Origin of the sequence: Bradyrhizobium sp. BRP19 (assembly GCF_020194195.1) — a bacterium.
GTDB lineage: Bacteria > Pseudomonadota > Alphaproteobacteria > Rhizobiales > Xanthobacteraceae > Bradyrhizobium > Bradyrhizobium yuanmingense.
In genome coordinates, this window is record NZ_JADYVZ010000003.1 from 646639 (window position 1) to 665051 (window position 18413).

Consider the following 18413-nt stretch of genomic DNA (forward strand, 5'->3'; position numbering starts at 1 on the left):
GCCGGGATTGCGCAGGATTTACCTCGAATTTGCAATGCGGATCATGCTTCCGCTGCGGCGCATCTGCTCTATAAAGGCGGGGTTCTTGAAATGCGGGATTCGCGGCAACCGCCACGCTGTGGCCGGTCATCTGGTCCCTTGGAGCTTTGAGGATATGGAAAGACGTCTGGCCGCCATCGTCTGCGCCGATGTCGCCGGCTATTCGCGCATGATGGGCAGCGACGAGGCCGGCACCCATGCCGCCTTCAAGGCCCATCGCGCCGCGATCCATCCCATCATCCTCAATCACGGCGGCCGCGTCGTGAAGAACACCGGCGACGGCTTCCTGCTGGAATTCGCCTCGATCGTCGGCGCCGCCGAGGCGGCGATCGCGATGCAGACGCTGATGGCAGAACGCAACCGCCACCTGCCGGCCGACCGCGCCATGCAGTTCCGGCTCGGCATCCACATGGGCGACGTCATCGCCGACGAGGACGAAGTCTTCGGCGACGATGTCAACATCGCCGTCCGCCTGGAATCGGTGGCGAGCCCCGGCGGCTTCGCGATCTCGGCCAAGGCCTACCGGGAGGCGAGCAAGCATCTCACCGTGCCGCTGACCGATGCCGGCAACCATCGCTTCAAGAACATCAAGGATGCGATCGGGGTCTTTACCTGGACGCCCGAAGGGGCGCCGGCGCTTGCCCCCGAGCTCCGTGAGGCCTCGGCGCTGTCGCAGCAGTACCGAACGGCCATCGTCGGCGTGCTGCCCTTTGCCAATCTCAGCGACGCCCAGGACGAATATTTCTCCGACGGCCTCACCGAGGACCTGATCCACGCGCTGTCGCTGCAATCCTTCTACCGGGTGCTGAGCCGCAACTCGACCTTCGCCTTCAAGGGCAAGAACGTGGGCACCCGGCTGATCGCGCGCGAGATCGACGCCTCCTATCTGATCCAGGGCTCGGTGCGGCGCGCCGGCGCCAAGATCCGCGTCACCGCCGAGTTGATCGCGCCGGAGACCGGCGAGCAGCTCTGGACCGGCCGCTACGACCGCGACATCGGCGATCTGTTCGCGATGCAGGACGAGATCACCACCAACTTGTCCGCCGCCATCGCCACCGAGATCGTCCGTGCCGAGGCCTCGGCGCCGGCGCGGCTCTCGACCGACGTCACCGCCTGGGACCGCTTCCTCAAGGGGCTGTCGCATTACTATCGGCAAACCAAGGAAGATCTGGCCGTCGCGGTCGACCTATTCCGCGAGGCCATCGGGCTCGATCCCAAGCTGTCGATCGCGCATGCCTATCTCGCCACGATCCAGATCCAGAGCATTCAGTTCGGCTGGGTCAAGGGCACGCGCGAGATGTGGGCCGAGGCGATGAGCCTCGCCGAAACCAGCGTCCGGCTGGATCCGCGCTCCTCCTTTGCGTTCTCGATCCTGACCTGGGCGCACGCGTTGGAGGGTCATCACGAGGCAGCAATGGACGCCGCCAAGCGCGCAGTCGCGCTCAACCCTTACGACAATGGCGCGCGCGGCGTGCTCGGCATCTGCCATTTCATGATCGGCGAGCACCGCCAGGCGATCGAGCTGTTCTCGATGGCCGCGCAACGCGACAACAGCGACCCGCGCTATCAATGGGCGGCGCTGAACGCGTTTAGTCATTACCTTCTGCGCCAATATGACGCGACGCTGTCATGGGCGCGAGAGCAGCTCTACATCAACCCGAATCACATGCAGGCGCTGGCGATCCGCGCCGCGGCGTTGGCGCAGCTCGGGCGAAGCGACGAGGCCAGCGAAGCTGCCCGCGTGCTGATGGCAAATTATCCAACGCTGAATGTCGACAGGCACTTGCGCAACTTCCACTGGAAGCGGCCCGAGGACATCGCCCATTATCGCGAGGGGCTGCTGAAGGCCGGCGTGCCGCTCGGCAAGCTGACGCTGGTCCAGAGCGACGTCAAACGGGCCGCCGAATCCTGAACGAAGGGGGCCGCAGGCCCGACGTGGTTCCGGTGCGACCGCCTGCTCGTTGTTGACACGACAGTGAAATGGGCCACACTCGTCACACGCTGAAGTAGTATATCGTGCTGTCGGTTTGTTAGGACTTTCCGCGCTCTAACAACGCGCCTGCTTTTTCAAGATTCGCTGCTTTCAGGATTTGGGCCATGCATCACCCCGCTTCGAAGCCGCCCCTCGATCCCTCGATTCCGGTCTCGCCGAACAATCCCTGCCCGTTCCTGCGCGGCCTCGTCGGCGAAGGCTTCGTCGAGGGCGGCACCGTCCCGCTCAACACGCTGTCGCAGACCATCGCCAATGCGACCGGTGAGACGGGGCTGAAGAAGGTCTCGGCCCGCATCCAGGTCCGCGGCGTCGCGATGATCGCCAACGGCGTCAAGCACATCCTGAAGAGCATCTTTTCGGGCGCGGAGCTCGACGCGCTGCGCGGCGGCCCGCTGGACAAGCGCGGCGCCGGCTCGCGCATCCTCGGCGTCGACGGCAAGATCGACGAGGACGAGATCGCGCGGCTCGCGAGCTTCGGCCGGAACTACACCGACCCGAACACCGGCAGCAGCGAGCCCGGCCTCAACGCAGCGGAAATCAAGACCTTCATGCGCGACAACCTCGAGCGCGCCGGCAGCGCCGCTCGCTGGTACTACCCGCTGCTGATGAAGTTCGAATGGCCCATCCTTTTGAAGATCATCGGCAAGGGCAAGCAGGGCGAAGAGCGCTATCTCAGCGTGGCCGACGTGCGCACGCTGTTCGAACAGCGCCAATTCCCCGACCGCATCAATCAGCGGATCGTATCGCAGCCGCTGCTGTCGTCCTGCCAGCTCCGCTTTCGCTGGGCGGTCGCGCTCACGGCGTTCGTCATCGGCCTCGGCCTCGTCGCCCTGGTCGCGGTCGCCGAATTCCCCAACCAGGTTCGTGCCATGCTGCCGCAGAAGGGCGTGCTGGTGAATCTCCTGCCGCCGCCCCTGCCGGCGATGCCCGAAACCAAGGCTGCCTATTGGCTCGAGCAAAACTGGTCGCTCAAGGACCGACATTGGTTCCACCACGCCAGCCAGGGCACCGCGACGTTCCCGGTGCCCTATGAGTGGTTCGTGGCGCTGGAGCAGCCGCAGCTCCACCTGTTCTCCAAACCGGGCCTGATCAAGGACAGCGCCTATCTCGAACGCTTCGGCTTCATCCCGAGCCCGCAGACGATCCAGACCGACACGGCGACGCTGCGCCGCTTCGGCTACGCCAATGTCTACGAGACCACGCAAGCGTCGGACTGGTCGACGCGCTGGACGCCGGCGGAGAACGTTGACGGCCTGCCGGTCGGCTTCGCGCGCATGACCGGCGTGGTCGATCCCGCGACGAGCCGCCGCGAGGACGACATGATCGGACTGACCTGCGCCGCCTGTCATACCGGCCAGATCCATTACCAGGGCATCGACGTCCGTTTCGACGGCGGCCCGGCGATGACCGACCTGAAGAAGCTCGAGCTCGCGACCGGCCTGTCGATCGCCTACACGCTGTACGTCCCGTTCCGCTTCCAGCGTTTCGCCGATCGCGTGCTCGGCCCCGACGCCAGCAAGGCGGACCGCGCCGCGCTCAAGCAGAAGCTGAGCACGATCGGCAGCTTCCTGATCGACTGGGCCAAGACTTACGAGAAGACGATCGAAGGCAAGACGACCTGGGACGGCAAGCAGCAGCAGGACACCGAGGAAGGGTTCGGCCGGCTCGATGCCCTCAACCGCATCGGCAACCAGGTGTTTTCGCAGGACCTCGCAATGAGCGGGGTCAAGGGATTCGAGAAGAACCTGCACGCCCAGGACGCGCCGGTCAGCTATCCCGCGATCTGGACGGTGCCCTGGTTCAAATTCGCCCAGTACGACGCCTCGATCGAGCAGCCGCTGATCCGCAACGCCGGCGAAGCCCTCGGCGTGACGGCGCTGCTCAATTTGTCCGATGCCTATCCGCAGGACAGGCTGTGGCGCTCCTCGGTGAACATCAGGACGCTCGGCTGGATCGAGGACATGCTGAGAGGCCCCGATCCATTCAAGGCGGCTGATGGTCCGAAGTTCGGCGGTCTGCTCGCACCGAAATGGCCCTCGCACATCCTCGGCGATGCCTGGAAGCTGAAGCCCGATCGGGTCGAGCGCGGCCGCGCCATCTACGCGGAGATGTGCTCCGGATGCCATCTGCCTGACATCAACACCCCGGCCTTCTGGTCGTCGAAGCGCTGGGAGCCGAGCGGCGACAGCAAGGTGCTGAATGCGGTGACGATCCCGCTCGACGAGATCAAGACCGATCCCGAGCAGTCCCTCGTTCTCAGCAAGCGGACCGTCGACGTGCCCGGCTTTCTGAAAATCAACACGGCTGACCTGCAGACGTGGTGGCAGTGCGAGATCCCGACCGCGAGCAAATCGCCCAACGAGATGGTCTATGCACTCGGGCTCATGACGGTGGTCGATCTCGTCGCCCGCAAATGGATGGACGACGAGAAGATCCCGGAGGCCGAACGGGCGCAAATGTGGAATATGGCGCGCAAGAACTGTCTCAATCCGGCGCCTGACCCGCGCTATCGCGCCCGGCCCTTGAACGGCATCTGGGCCACTGCGCCTTACCTGCACAACGGCTCGGTGCCTTCGCTGTACTGGTTGCTGAAGCCGCAGAACGAGCGTCCGCAAAAATTCTGCATGGGCCGCCGCGACTACGACCCCGACAGCGTCGGTTTCGCAGTCACCGCCAACGAGCGCTGCAAGACCGGTGAAACGGAGTTCTCCGCGACCGGCTCCGACGGCAAGCCGATCCAGGGCAACAGCGTGCTCGGCCATTCCTTCGAGCGCAAGGACGGTGAGTCGAAGCGCCCCGGCGTCATCGGCCGCATGTTCAAGGACGACGCCGAGCGCTACGACCTGATCGAGTATCTGAAGACGCTGTAAAGAATCTTGCTTCGTCATTGCGAGCGCAGCGAAGCAATCCAGGCTGTCGCCGCGGAGATAGCCTGGATTGCTTCGTCGCAAGAGCTCCTCGCAATGACGGAGAATGAGGACGCTCCTCGACTCCGATTCTCACCGTCCTCGTGGAGGCTCCCGATCTCTTCTCACTTGAACAGCGGCGTGCCAGGCACGAAGGCGTCGAAGGCGGCCCAGAACTGGGTGCGGTAGCGGTCCTGCTCCTGGAGGATCTCGTGCTTGGCACCGGCGATCACGAGATGGGAGCCGGCGCGCAAATGATAGGCGAATTCCTCGATCGCCGCGGTCGAGACCACGGTATCGTTGGAGGCCGCCAGCATCAGGATCGGCTGGCGGATCTGGGAGGGGTAGTTCACGCGCTTGAAGGTGTGCATCGCGCGGAAGGCGGTATCGGCCCAGGCGACCGTCGGCGAGGCTAGGCCAAGCGTCGGGTCTTCCTCCAGGATCGCGGCGTTGCGCGCATAGCGGACGGGATCGCTGGTCAAGGGATTGTTGATGAAGGGTTCGAGCCCGGTGAGGCGGTCGCTGCCGCCGGGGACGTAGCGGCCGCCCTGCCCGAGCAGGCGCATCGTCTTGAGCAGCGCACGCACGGGGAGCGAGGTGGTGCGCCCGGGCAGGTCGATCATCGGCGCAGACAGCACCATGCGGTCGAACCAGCGCTTGCCGGCATGCGCCACCCGCAGCAGCACCGTGCCGCCCATGGAATGGGCGAGCGCGAAGAAGGGTGGCGGGCAATCCGGCAGCACCACCTGCTGCACGAAGGTCTCGACGTCGATCTCGAAATCGGCGAAGTCGCGCACATAGCCCTTGCGCGGATCGCGCAGGCGGCGCGACGAATGGCCCTGCCCGCGCCAGTCGATCATCGCCACCGCAAAGCCGCGGTCGCGCAGGTCGCGCACGGTCTCGAAATATTTCTCGATCTGCTCGCTGCGCCCGGTGAAGACGCAGACCGTGCCCTTACGGTTCGCCGGCGGCGCCCAGCGCGCAAAGCGCAGCTCGACGCCATCAGGGGTCTTGATGGTGCCGCTGACGACGTTTTCGGGGACCGGATTGGCGGGAATCGAGACCAGCGTCATTGGGCGTGCTTGGGCGGGAAGTGCTGCAAATCAAGGGGCCAAAGCGCCGAAAAGGCGCCTGTCCCGCCCTCTTGAACGCCGTCTCGTTCCACCCATATCACCTTCGTGCAGGCCGCTACCAGTGTTTCGGAACCGGAACATCAGGCTGCACACAGACTAAAGCCCGGCCCGATTGGCGGGCGGGTTACCAACAGTCGCTCAATGGAGGACTTGACCATGCGTAGCTACGATCTCACTCCGTTCTATCGTTCCACCGTCGGCTTCGACCGTCTCTTCAACCTGCTCGACCAGGCCAGCTCGGACGGCAGCCCCGGTTATCCCCCCTACAACATCGAGCGCACCGGCGAGAATGCCTACCGCATCACCGTTGCGGTTTCGGGCTTTGCCAAGGATGAGCTCTCCATCGTCGCGAAGGAAAACACGCTGACGATCAAGGGCGAGAAGGTCGCGAACGAGAACTCGAAATCCGAAGTGCTCTACCGCGGCATCGCCGCGCGTGCCTTCGAGCGCGCCTTCCAGCTTGCCGACTTCGTGCAGGTGAAGGACGCCTCGCTCGAGAACGGGCTGCTTCATGTCGACCTCGTCCGCGAGATTCCCGAGGCCAAGAAGCCGCGCCAGATCGCGATCAACGCCGGCGCCAAGGCGCAGGTGATCGAGAAGCCCGCCGCGCAGGCCGCCTGAGCCAGGCGACCAAACCCAGCGACTTCCAGGTTGCGAAAAACGCCCCGGTGCCCCGGGGCGTTTTTTTCGTTGCAATGCATCACAGAGCAGTGATGGCGTAACACCGTCGCCTCGCTCTCCGTCCTTTGGGCATCGAACCAAAAACACGGAGAAGATCATGTCACTCTGGCGCAGCCTTTTCGTCGCCGCGAGCCTTTTGGCCGCTCCCCTCAACCTCGCTCATGCCCAGACACCGCAGACGGTCAAGGCGAAGAACGTCGTGCTGGTGCACGGCGCCTGGGCCGACGGCTCGAGCTGGTCGGAGGTGATCCCGATCCTGCAGGCTGCAGGCCTGCATGTGACCGCCGTGCAGAATCCGCTGTCCTCGCTCAGCGACTCCGTCGAGGCGACCAAGCGGGCGCTGGCCGAGCAGGACGGGCCGACGGTGCTGGTCGCGCATTCCTGGGGCGGCACCGTGATCAGCCAGGTCGGCACCGACCCGAAGGTCACCGGCCTCGTCTACGTCGCCGCACGCGCGCCCGATGCGAACGAGGATTTCGTGGCGCTGTCGAAGCAGTTTCCGGCCGGGCCGGCGCGCGCCGGCATCGTCGAGCGCGACGGCTACACCAAGCTCTCGGAAGAGGCCTTCCTGAAGTACTTCGCCAACGGCGTGAAGCCGGCGCAGGCCAAGGAGCTCTACGCCGTGCAATGGCCGACGGCGGCCTCGATCTTCGCCGGCCGCACCACGGAGGCGGCCTGGCGCTCCAAGCCGAGCTGGTACGCGGTGTCGAAGAACGACTACACCATCAACCCCGATTTCGAGCGCTTCCTCGCCAAGCGCATGAACGCCACCACGATCGAGCTCGATGCCGGCCACCTCTCGCTGGTGTCGCATCCAAAGGAGGTGGCAAATCTGATCCTGGATGCGGCGGGCTATCCGCGGAGCTGAGGCGCAGTCAGTTCACGCAAAAGCGCCCGAGAGATTCTCGGGCGCTTTCCGTTTGCTGAGGCCTAATCCAGCCCCAGTGCGGCTGGCATCTCCTGCGTCGGCAGGATGGTCGGGGCCGGCCTGACCTGACCGACGGTCGGCGCGGTTGCTTGCGGAGCGGCCTCGGCCGGCTTGGCTTGCACCACGGCGGCTTGCTGCGCAGGCTGGGGTTGCGCTGCCTGGGCCTGCGGCATCGCCGGCTCTGCCGGCTTGGCAACGGCGACCGGCGGCTCGGCGCGCCGCGGGGCGGCCTTCGGCAGCGGCACGGCGCGGCTGGCCACATGGGGGATCGACGCCGGCGGGCGCGGCGGGCCGCCGCGGACCACGGTCGGCGGCAGTGCGGTTTGCGGCCCGTAGGGCGCGACCGCGCGCTCGTCATAGGCGGGCGCCATGCCATAGGCGTCAGGGGCGGGCATGAAGCGGATGATCCGCCCGTCGCGGGCGTCGATCACCAGCCGGCCATCGTCGCCGTTTCTGTCGATCACCGCGATGGTGTAGACGCCGCCGCGCAGGCGCGGAATGCCGAGCGGCGAGAAGCCGTTCTCGCGCAGCACGGCGTAAACCTCGGTCGGCGGCAACAAGGCCAGCGCAGGGCCGCGCTCCTCGTAGCCATAACCGTAGCGCGGCGGCGGGGCGGCTTCCGGCGGCGCATAGGGCCCGTCGAAATCCGAGACCGCGATGACGGCCCCTCTGGCGATACCGCTCGCGGGAACCTGGGCCTGCCCCGCACTGGCACCCAGCGCCAGCACGGCGGCGGCCACACATCCTGTGAAAAACTTCATGATCCAGACGCTCCTGTCAGGCCCTCCGGTGGCCGCCCTCTTTCGCTTCTCGCGGCGTGGCGCGCCTTCCGAAGGGTTGATCCGAAGCTTCATTTGGGATTTCGGCGCCGCCGGGGCCGGATCAGGGCGTGTTTGCCTCAAAACCGGGGCTGCGCAATTTTTGGAAAGCGATCGATTGACTTCTGCGGAATCGGGACTTCCGCGCGCTTGTGTGCTAGACAAAAATTTGGCAAGGTGATGGTTAGGACAGGAAGACTGTCTCAATTTTGCCTGCGGTTCCGGCATAGGGATTGCAGCGAGAACTGGTGCTCTCGAGCGCCGGCAAGGTACCAGGCAAAGCCGTTCTCGGGGACGAAGAACGCCTAGGCCTGAATTTAAGAAAATGCGGCTCGCAGAGGACGAGCGGTGGCCCAGGAGCGGGTGCCGCGGGACGCCCAAGGTGCGCCGAAGATGGCGGTGAGGCAGCTTGCCGCATGGAGAGGACAGGAACAATGAACGGGTCGCAATTCGAGCGCGCAAACATCGTGGCAGAAGAGCTGTCGGCGACGGTCGCCTCGAAAACGACCGATCCGATCACCTCACCGATTCAAGAGCACAATTCGCGCCCCGAAGCCGAAGGCCTGTACGATCCCAGCCTGGAAAAGGACTCTTGCGGCGTCGGCTTCATCGCCAACATCAAGGGCAAGAAGTCGCACGAGATCGTCTCGGACGCGCTGAGCATCCTCTGCAACCTCGAGCATCGCGGTGCCGTCGGCGCCGACCCGCGCGCCGGCGACGGCGCCGGCATTCTGGTGCAGATCCCGCACGCCTTCTTCAGCCGTAAGGCCTCCGAACTCGGCTTCAAGTTGCCGGCGCCCGGCGAATACGCCATCGGCGCGTTGTTCATGCCGCGCGACACCGCCTGGCGCAACGTCATCAAGAGCATCGTCGCCGACCAGATCAAGGAAGAGGGCCTGACCCTGCTCGGCTGGCGCGACGTGCCGACCGACAATTCCTCGCTGGGCGTCACCGTGAAGCCGACCGAGCCCGCCTGCATGCAGGTGTTCATCGGCCGCAACGGCACCGCCAAGACCGAGGACGAGTTCGAGCGCCGGCTCTACATCCTGCGCAAGTCGATCTCGCAGGCGATCTACCAACGCCGCGACCGCGGCCTCGCCGGCTATTACCCGTGCTCGATGTCCTGCCGCACCGTGATCTACAAGGGCATGTTCCTCGCCGACCAGCTCGGCAAGTACTATCCCGATCTGCACGAGGCTGACTTCGAGAGCGCGCTCGCGCTCGTGCACCAGCGCTTCTCGACCAACACCTTCCCGGCCTGGTCGCTGGCGCATCCCTACCGCATGATCGCGCATAACGGCGAGATCAACACGCTGCGCGGCAACGTCAACTGGATGGCGGCACGCCAGGCTTCGGTCAGCTCCGAGCTCTACGGCAAGGACATCAACCGGCTCTGGCCGATCTCCTATGAGGGACAGTCGGACACCGCCTGCTTCGACAACGCGCTCGAATTCCTGGTGCAGGGCGGCTACTCGCTGCCGCACGCCGTCATGATGATGATCCCGGAGGCGTGGGCCGGCAATCCCTTGATGGATGAGAAGCGCCGCGCCTTCTACGAATATCATGCCGCGCTGATGGAGCCGTGGGACGGCCCCGCCGCGATCGCCTTCACCGACGGCCGCCAGATCGGCGCCACGCTCGACCGCAACGGCCTCCGGCCCGCGCGCTATCTCGTCACCAAGGACGACCGCATCGTCATGGCGTCCGAGATGGGTGTGCTGACGATCCCCGAGGACCAGATCATCACCAAGTGGCGGCTGCAGCCGGGCAAGATGCTGCTGGTCGACCTCGAGCAAGGCCGCCTGATCCCGGACGACGAGATCAAGGCTTCGCTCGCCGCCAGCCATCCCTACAAGGAGTGGCTCGAGCGGACCCAGATCGTGCTCGAAGACCTGCCGAAGGTGCCGACGACAGGCGTGCGCTCAAACCTGTCGCTGCTCGACCGCCAGCAGGCGTTCGGCTACAGCCAGGAAGACATCACCATCCTGATGACGCCGATGGCGGCCACGGGCGAAGAAGCCGCAGGCTCGATGGGCAACGACACGCCGATCTCGGCGCTGTCGGACAAGGCCAAGCCGCTGTTCACCTACTTCAAGCAGAACTTCGCGCAGGTCACCAACCCGCCGATCGACCCGATCCGCGAAGAGCTGGTGATGAGCCTCGTCTCTATCATCGGGCCGCGGCCGAACCTGTTCGACCTGCAGGGCATGGCCACGACCAAGCGCCTCGAAGTGCGCCAGCCGATCCTGACCGACGCGGACCTGGAAAAGATCCGCTCGATCTCGGAGGTGGCGGAGTCGCACTTCAAGTCGCGCACGCTGGACACCACCTTCCACGCCGGTCTCGGCGCGGCGGGCATGGACCAGGTGCTCGACGAGCTCTGCGCGCGCGCCGAAAGCGCGGTGCGCGAGGGCGTCAACATCATCATCCTGTCCGACCGCATGGTCGGCACCGACCGCGTGCCGATCCCATCGCTGCTCGCCTGCGCCGCCGTGCATCATCACCTGATCCGCACCGGCCTGCGCACCTCGGTCGGCCTCGTCGTCGAATCCGGCGAGCCGCGCGAAGTGCATCACTTCGCCTGCCTTGCCGGCTACGGCGCCGAAGCGATCAATCCGTACCTCGCGTTCGAGACCATCACCGCGATGAAGGACCGCCTGCCCGGCTCGCTCGACGACTATGAGATCGTCAAGCGCTACATCAAGTCGATCGGCAAGGGCCTGCTCAAGGTGATGTCCAAGATGGGCATCTCGACCTACCAGTCCTATTGCGGCGCGCAGATCTTCGACGCGGTCGGCCTCAAGGCCGACTTCGTCGCCAAGTTCTTCGCCGGCACGCACACCCGCGTCGAGGGCGTCGGCCTTGGGGAGATCGCGGAAGAAGCCGTGCGCCGCCATGCCGACGCGTTCGGCGAGGCGCAGGTCTACAAGACCGCGCTCGATGTCGGCGGCGAATATGCCTATCGCAGCCGCGGCGAGGACCATGCGTGGACCGCGGAGTCTGTGTCGCTGCTGCAGCACGCCGCGCGCGGCAATTCGCAGGAGCGCTACCGCGCCTTCGCCAAGATCCTCAACGAGCAGTCGGAGCGCCTGCTGACGCTACGCGGCCTGTTCCGGATCAAGAACGCGGAGGAGGAAAAGCGCAAGCCGATCCCGCTCGACCAGGTCGAGCCGGCCAAGGAGATCGTCAAGCGTTTCGCCACCGGTGCGATGAGCTTCGGCTCGATCTCGCGCGAGGCGCACACCACGCTCGCGATCGCCATGAACCGGATCGGCGGCAAGTCGAACACCGGCGAAGGCGGCGAGGAAGCCGACCGCTTCAAGCCGATGCCGAACGGCGATTCCATGCGTTCGGCGATCAAGCAGGTCGCCTCGGGCCGCTTCGGCGTCACGACGGAGTATCTCGTCAACTCCGACATGATGCAGATCAAGATGGCGCAGGGTGCCAAGCCCGGCGAAGGTGGCCAGCTGCCCGGCCACAAGGTCGACGCGACCATCGCAAGAGTCCGGCACTCGACGCCGGGCGTCGGCCTGATCTCGCCGCCGCCGCACCACGACATCTACTCGATCGAGGACCTGGCGCAGCTCATCTACGACCTCAAGAACGTCAACCCGACCGGCGACGTCTCGGTCAAGCTCGTCTCGGAGATCGGCGTCGGCACTGTGGCCGCGGGCGTCGCCAAGGCGCGCGCCGACCATGTCACCATCGCGGGCTTCGAGGGCGGCACGGGTGCTTCGCCGCTGACCTCGATCAAGCATGCGGGATCGCCGTGGGAAATCGGGCTCGCCGAAACCCACCAGACCCTGGTGCGCGAGCGGCTGCGCAGCCGCATCGTGGTCCAGGTCGACGGCGGCTTCCGCACCGGCCGTGACGTCGTGATCGGCGCGCTGCTGGGCGCCGACGAGTTCGGCTTCGCCACCGCTCCCTTGATTGCGGCCGGCTGTATCATGATGCGCAAGTGCCATCTCAACACCTGCCCGGTCGGCGTCGCGACCCAGGACCCCGTCCTGCGCAAGCGCTTCACCGGCCAGCCCGAGCACGTGATCAACTACTTCTTTTTCGTCGCGGAGGAAGTCCGCGAGATCATGGCTTCGCTCGGCTTCCGCACCTTCAACGAGATGGTCGGCCAGGTGCAGCTGCTCGACCAGACCAAGCTGGTCGCGCATTGGAAGGCCAAGGGGCTCGACTTCTCCAAGCTCTTCGTCAAGCAGAAGGAAGAGAAGGGCCAGAAGATCTATCACTCCGAGCGCCAGAACCATCATCTGGAAGCAGTGCTCGACCGTACGCTGATCGAGAAGGCGCAAGCAGCGCTCGATCGCGGCGCGCCGGTGAAGATCGAGGCCGCCATCAACAGCACCAACCGCTCCGCAGGCGCGATGCTGTCCGGCGCGGTCGCCAAGATCTACGGCCATGCCGGCCTGCCGCACGACACGATCCATGTCAGCCTCACGGGCACCGCAGGTCAGGCCTTCGGCGCCTGGCTCGCCCACGGCGTCACCTTCGAGCTCGAAGGTGAAGGCAACGACTATGTCGGCAAGGGCCTCTCGGGCGGCAAGATCATCGTCAAGCCGCCGAGGAACTCGGCCATCGTGCCGGAAGAGAGCATCATCGTCGGCAACACCGTGATGTACGGCGCGATCGAGGGCGAGTGCTACTTCCGTGGCATCGCCGGCGAGCGTTTTGCCGTGCGTAACTCGGGCGCGGTCGCCGTGGTCGAGGGCGCGGGCGATCATTGCTGCGAATACATGACCGGCGGCATCGTGGTCGTGCTCGGCAAGACCGGGCGCAACTTCGCGGCCGGCATGTCCGGCGGTATCGCCTACGTGCTCGACGAGGCCGGCGACTTCGACAAGCTGTGCAACCTCAGCATGGTCGAGCTCGAGCCGGTGCTGTCGGAGGAGCTGATCAACGCCGGCACCTATCACCATGCCGGCGACCTCGAGGCGCATGGCCGGGTCGACGTGTTCAGGAACCTGCTCGCCTCCGACGTCGAGCGGCTGCACGTCCTGATCTCGCGCCACGCCAAAGCCACCGGCTCCAAGCGCGCCGCCGACATCCTTGCCAATTGGAAGGACTGGCTGCCCAAATTCCGCAAGGTGATGCCGGTCGAGTACCGGCGCGCGCTGCGCGAGATGGCGGCCAACGCGGACGCCGAGCCGAAAATCGCGATCGGGGCGTAGAAAAAACCCTCATGGTGAGGAGCGCGGAGCGCATCTCGAACCATGAGGTCACCATCCGGGCCTCCATCCTTCGAGACGCGGCGCGAAAGGCGCGCCGCTCCTCAGGATGAGGAGTGAGAGAACAAAGAGCTTAAGCGGCAGGGACTTCGGGTTTAATGGGCAAGATCACGGGTTTTCTGGAAATCGAACGGCACGACCGCAAGTACACCCCGGTCGCCGAGCGCGTGAAGCATTACAAGGAATTCGTCGTTCCGCTCTCCGAGAAGGAGGTGCGCGACCAGGCCGCGCGCTGCATGAATTGCGGCATTCCCTATTGCCACGGCACCGGCTCGGTCGCGCCGGGCACGCCGGGCTGTCCGGTCAACAACCAGATTCCCGACTGGAACGACCTCGTCTACCAGGGCAATTGGGAAGAGGCCTCGCGCAACCTGCATTCGACCAACAATTTCCCGGAGTTCACGGGGCGCATTTGCCCGGCGCCGTGCGAGGCGTCCTGCACGCTCAACATCGACGACAACCCCGTCACCATCAAGACCATCGAATGCGCGATCGTCGATCGCGCCTGGGACAATGGCTGGCTCCAGCCGGAAGTCGCGACTGTGAAGACCGGCAAGAAAGTCGCGGTGATCGGCTCGGGTCCGGCCGGCATGGCCTGTGCGCAGCAGCTGGCGCGCGCCGGCCACGACGTCCACCTCTACGAGAAGTACGCCAAGGCCGGCGGCCTGCTGCGCTACGGCATTCCCGACTTCAAGATGGAGAAGGGCGTCATCGACCGCCGCGTGGCGCAGATGGAAGCCGAAGGCGTCACCTTCCACTACAACAGCCACGTCGGCGCTGACGGCAACGTCGATCCGCGCGAGATGCTCAACGAGCACGATGCGATCGCCCTGACCGGCGGCGCGGAAGCCCCGCGCGACCTGCCGATCCCCGGCCGTGAGCTGTCCGGCATCCACTACGCCATGGACTTCCTGCCGCAGCAGAACCGCCGCGTCTCCGAGGAGCCGCTCGGCGGCGTCCGGGAGATCCTGGCCGGCGGCAAGCATGTCGTCGTCATCGGCGGCGGCGACACCGGAAGCGACTGCATCGGCACCTCGCTGCGCCAGGGCGCGCTGTCGGTGACCCAGCTCGAGATCATGCCCGCTCCCCCCGAGCGCGAGAACAAGGGCCTGACCTGGCCGAACTGGCCGCTGAAGATGCGGACCTCCTCGAGCCAGGCCGAAGGCGCGGTGCGCGAATACGCCGTGCTGACTCAGAAGTTCTCGGGCGAGAACGGCCAGGTCAAGAAGCTGCACTGCGTCCGCGTCGACGACAAGTTCAAGCCGATTGCCGGCACCGAGTTCGAGCTCGATGCCGAGCTGGTCCTGCTCGCGATGGGCTTCGTCCATCCCGTGCACGAGGGCCTGCTCAAGCTGCTCGCGGTCGAGCTCGACCCGCGCGGCAACGTCAAGGCCAACACGCTGGACTACCAGACCTCGCGCCCCAACGTGTTCACCGCCGGCGACATGCGGCGTGGGCAATCGCTCGTCGTGTGGGCGATCCGCGAGGGCCGGCTGTGCGCGCGGTCGATCGATACGTTCCTTATGGGGAAGACGGATTTGCCGCGCTGAGATGTCATTCCGGGGCGCGCGAAGCGCGAGCTATGGTGCGCAATTGCGCACCTGAGAATCCATTCATCACCAACCCAGACGCCCGATGGATTCCGGGCTCGCGCCAAGTGGCGCGCCCCGGAATGACAATTGGAGAGAGCCGCGCCTTTCGGCTTCGTCTCGTGCGACGCGCTAACAAGCGCCTCAATTCTGCAGCCTCACCCCGAGCAGCACCACCGTGCCCTGCGAGCTCGAGCCCGGCTGGCTCGAATTCAGGATGTCGTGGCGCAGCGTGCCCTTGACCCAGATGTTGCGGTTGAGCTTGTAGATCAAATTGCTTTCGAACGAGTAGGTCTTGTCGTTGCGGTTCTGGCCCTGGTAGTCGAGCGTGCCGTAGGTGAACTTGCCGACCGCGGTGAGCCAGCGGCGGAAGTCGTGGTCGACTTGGGCGGAGTAAGTGCGCACCAGGACGCCGGATGAGCCGGGGACCGTGGTCTCCGATATCTGCGTGTCGGTGAAGAACTTCACCGTGGTGAGGCCGCTGGCGCTCCAGATCAGCGAGCCCGTGGTCAGAAACCCTGCGAGCTGGCTGAGGCGCGGATCGGTGTAGCTGCGCGCGGAATAGCCGACCGAGATCTCGCCGGTGAGGATGCGCGAGAACTCGAAGGACGAGCCGACCTTGGCATAGCCGCCGTTGGAATCGCGGAAATAGCCGTTGCGGTCGGCGGCCTGGTCGTGGACGCGGGTGTCGCCCTGGATCTCGACGAAGGGCTTCAGGCCCGGCTTGAGGTCGTAGGAGAAGCGACCGACGCCGCCGTACTGGTTGAAGTTGCGGTCGTCGTTGCTGAAGGTCGAGCCGTCGGTGAGCTTGGAATCGGTGTAGGCGGTGCGGTCGATCGTGGCGCCGGCGGCGACCTGGAAGCGGTTGAAGGTCTGGTCGAAGCCGAGCGTCGTGCCATAGGCGGCGTAGACCGGATATCTCTGCAGGCCGGCCTGCACATTGGGGCTGCCGGGATTGTCGGTGGCGAGCCGCAGGCGCAGCTGCGAGGTCAGCTTGAAATCGCGGGTGACGTCGAGCCGGCCGTCGACATGGCCGTTGAAGTCGGGACGATTGGCCTCGACCGGCGACGGCGAGGCCAAGCCGTTGATCGTCGCCGGCATGTCGTTGGTGTAGCCCGAGAACGAGCCGCGCAGATCGGCGACCAGTGCGTGGCGCTCCCAATCCGACACCACGAGCAGATCGGGCGCGATGACATAGGCGGGCGAACCGACCGGTCTGTTGAGGCGCGTCGGATTGCTGTCGTAGCCGGCGGAGAGCTCGAGCCCGCCCTTGATCAGGAAGCTGCCGGCGTAATCGCCGACCGCGCCGAACGGATCGTCATCGGCCCTGAGGCGGCGGCGCAGCGGCTGGCCGGGCACGTTGCCCGCCATCGCCGCCGGCACCGGGACCTTGTGCGCGGTCTCGGAGGGCGGTGGCGCGATGCGCGGCGGGCCCAGCGTCGTGGCCGGCGTTGCGGGCGGCGGCGGTGAGCCGGGACCTGTGGCGCGCTTCGGCTTCGGCTGGCCCGGATAGAGCTTGGGCTGCTGGCGCTTGCGGTTGAGCGAGTCGTAGCCGGAGCCGCTCGCGCCGGTGGCGGCCGGCAGGCCGTAGGTCGGGACCTGACCGACACGCGAGCTCGCCGGCGCCTGCTGGCGCTGGCGCGGGTCGGCGTTGGGATCAGGCAGTCTCGGCAGTGCGTCGGAGGGCGCCTGCGACACGCCGGCGGTGCGGCGGGTCGGCAGCGTGTCAGGCGAAGCAAAGGCGCCGCGGTTGGGATTGAACAGGTCGGGCGTGAGGCCCTGGGCCGCCGCCGGGCCGCTTTCGAGGGCTGTCAGCACGAGGCACGGCAAAGCGGCGCGCAGGAAATGCGCGACCTTGCTCCGGCCCCTGCCTGGAGACGACCCCACGATGGAATTACCCCAACGAAATCAAACACTTTCTCGATCACCCCCGCCGGCTGGCGAGAACCATCGTTAATGGAGTTAAAACAATTATGGTTAATGACCGGTTGAGGGCATTCGGGCGCGCGTCGCCTCGCTGATCGGGGCGTGCTAAGCAGGCGCCAATGGGCGAACGCCCCTCCTCCCTGGACCCGACCATGCCGAGCTCGAAACCGCTGATGACCCAATCATCCGGCTCCATTCCCGATAGCGTCGAATCCGCGCTCCGCACCCTGGAGACGGAGAGCGGCGGCATCAATGCTCTCGCCGCCGCGCTGCGCGGCCCGCTGGGCGAGCCGTTCGCCAAGGCGGTCGAGCTGATCCGCAACGCCAAAGGCCGCGTCATCGTCACCGGGCTCGGCAAATCAGGCCATATGGGCCGCAAGATCGCCGCGACCCTGGCCTCGACCGGCACGCCTTCCTTCTTCGTGCACGCCGCCGAAGCCGGTCATGGCGACCTCGGCATGATCACGCCCGACGACGTCATCATGGCGCTGTCCTGGTCCGGCGAGCAGCCGGAGATGAAGAACCTCGTGAACTATTCGGCGCGCTTTGCGATCCCCATGATCGCGGTGACCTCGAACGCCTCGTCCTCGCTCGGCCAGGCCGCCGACCTCGTGATCGAGCTGCCCAAGGCGCGCGAGGCCTGCCCGCACAATCTGGCGCCGACCACCTCGACGCTGATGCAGGCCGCGATCGGCGATGCGCTTGCGATCGCGCTGCTGGAGGGACGCGGCTTCACGGCGCTGGAGTTCGCGCATTTCCACCCCGGCGGCAAGCTGGGCGCGATGCTGAAATTCGTCCGCGACTACATGCGCACCGGCGCTGAGATTCCGCTCAAGCCACTCGGCACCGAGATGTCGGAGGCCGTGGTCGAGATGTCGGCCAAGGGGCTCGGCTGCGTCTGCATCGTCAACGATGCGGGCGAGGCCGTCGGCATCATCACCGACGGCGATCTGCGCCGCCACATGCGGCCTGACCTTTTGACGGTGACCGTCGACGAGATCATGACCAAGCAGCCCAAGACCGTGCCGCCCTCGATGCTCGCGACCGAGATGATCGAGGTGCTGAACACCCGCAAGATCACCTCGCTGCTGGTGACGGAAGCGGACAAGGTGGTCGGGATCGTGCATCTGCACGATCTGCTGCGCGCGGGCGTGGCGTAGGGC

At 65.8% G+C, this 18413-nt stretch carries 10 protein-coding genes; 7 read left to right on the forward strand and 3 right to left on the reverse strand.

Going from position 1 to position 18413, the window contains the following annotated elements; translation table 11 throughout:
• The first annotated feature begins 154 nt into the window (after positions 1–154).
• Both I6F36_RS13355 and I6F36_RS13360 read left to right on the forward strand, forming a co-directional pair.
• On the forward strand, positions 155–1951 hold the full coding sequence (locus I6F36_RS13355; protein ID WP_225171562.1) for an adenylate/guanylate cyclase domain-containing protein: 1797 nt from the start codon (positions 155–157) through the stop codon (positions 1949–1951).
• Positions 1952–2136: 185 nt separating this feature from the next.
• The gene (locus I6F36_RS13360) at positions 2137–4902 is read left to right on the forward strand and encodes a di-heme-cytochrome C peroxidase (RefSeq protein ID WP_225171563.1); all 2766 of its coding nucleotides are present in this window, start codon (positions 2137–2139) and stop codon (positions 4900–4902) included.
• A 161-nt stretch (positions 4903–5063) separates the two neighbouring features.
• On the opposite strand, the gene I6F36_RS13365 is transcribed toward I6F36_RS13360, so the two are convergent.
• Positions 5064–6011: an alpha/beta fold hydrolase gene (locus I6F36_RS13365; protein ID WP_057028207.1), complete on the reverse strand. Its 948-nt coding sequence runs from the start codon at positions 6009–6011 to the stop codon at positions 5064–5066.
• A 216-nt stretch (positions 6012–6227) separates the two neighbouring features.
• On the opposite strand from I6F36_RS13365, the gene I6F36_RS13370 reads away from it, so the two are divergent.
• Together I6F36_RS13370 and I6F36_RS13375 are read left to right on the forward strand one after the other, a co-directional pair.
• Positions 6228–6692 carry an Hsp20 family protein gene (locus tag I6F36_RS13370; RefSeq protein ID WP_225171564.1) on the forward strand — a complete coding sequence of 155 codons (465 nt, stop codon included), beginning with the start codon at positions 6228–6230 and terminating at the stop codon, positions 6690–6692.
• A gap of 157 nt (positions 6693–6849) precedes the next feature.
• Entirely contained in the window at positions 6850–7620 is a 771-nt protein-coding gene (locus I6F36_RS13375; RefSeq protein WP_036021395.1) for an alpha/beta fold hydrolase, read from the forward strand.
• A gap of 62 nt (positions 7621–7682) precedes the next feature.
• Here I6F36_RS13375 and I6F36_RS13380 read toward each other — a convergent pair whose 3' ends face one another.
• On the reverse strand, positions 7683–8441 hold the full coding sequence (locus I6F36_RS13380; protein ID WP_225171565.1) for a hypothetical protein: 759 nt from the start codon (positions 8439–8441) through the stop codon (positions 7683–7685).
• 491 nt (positions 8442–8932) lie between these two features.
• On the opposite strand from I6F36_RS13380, the gene gltB reads away from it, so the two are divergent.
• Both gltB and I6F36_RS13390 read left to right on the forward strand, forming a co-directional pair.
• The gene (gene gltB, locus I6F36_RS13385) at positions 8933–13678 is read left to right on the forward strand and encodes a glutamate synthase large subunit (protein WP_225171566.1); all 4746 of its coding nucleotides are present in this window, start codon (positions 8933–8935) and stop codon (positions 13676–13678) included.
• 155 nt (positions 13679–13833) lie between these two features.
• On the forward strand, positions 13834–15285 hold the full coding sequence (locus tag I6F36_RS13390) for a glutamate synthase subunit beta (protein WP_225171567.1): 1452 nt from the start codon (positions 13834–13836) through the stop codon (positions 15283–15285).
• Positions 15286–15468: 183 nt separating this feature from the next.
• On the opposite strand, the gene I6F36_RS13395 is transcribed toward I6F36_RS13390, so the two are convergent.
• Positions 15469–17211 carry an outer membrane beta-barrel protein gene (locus I6F36_RS13395; protein ID WP_225171568.1) on the reverse strand — a complete coding sequence of 581 codons (1743 nt, stop codon included), beginning with the start codon at positions 17209–17211 and terminating at the stop codon, positions 15469–15471.
• Between the two features lie 191 nt (positions 17212–17402).
• On the opposite strand from I6F36_RS13395, the gene I6F36_RS13400 reads away from it, so the two are divergent.
• On the forward strand, positions 17403–18410 hold the full coding sequence (locus tag I6F36_RS13400) for an SIS domain-containing protein (RefSeq protein WP_225171569.1): 1008 nt from the start codon (positions 17403–17405) through the stop codon (positions 18408–18410).
• The last annotated feature ends 3 nt before the right edge of the window (positions 18411–18413 follow it).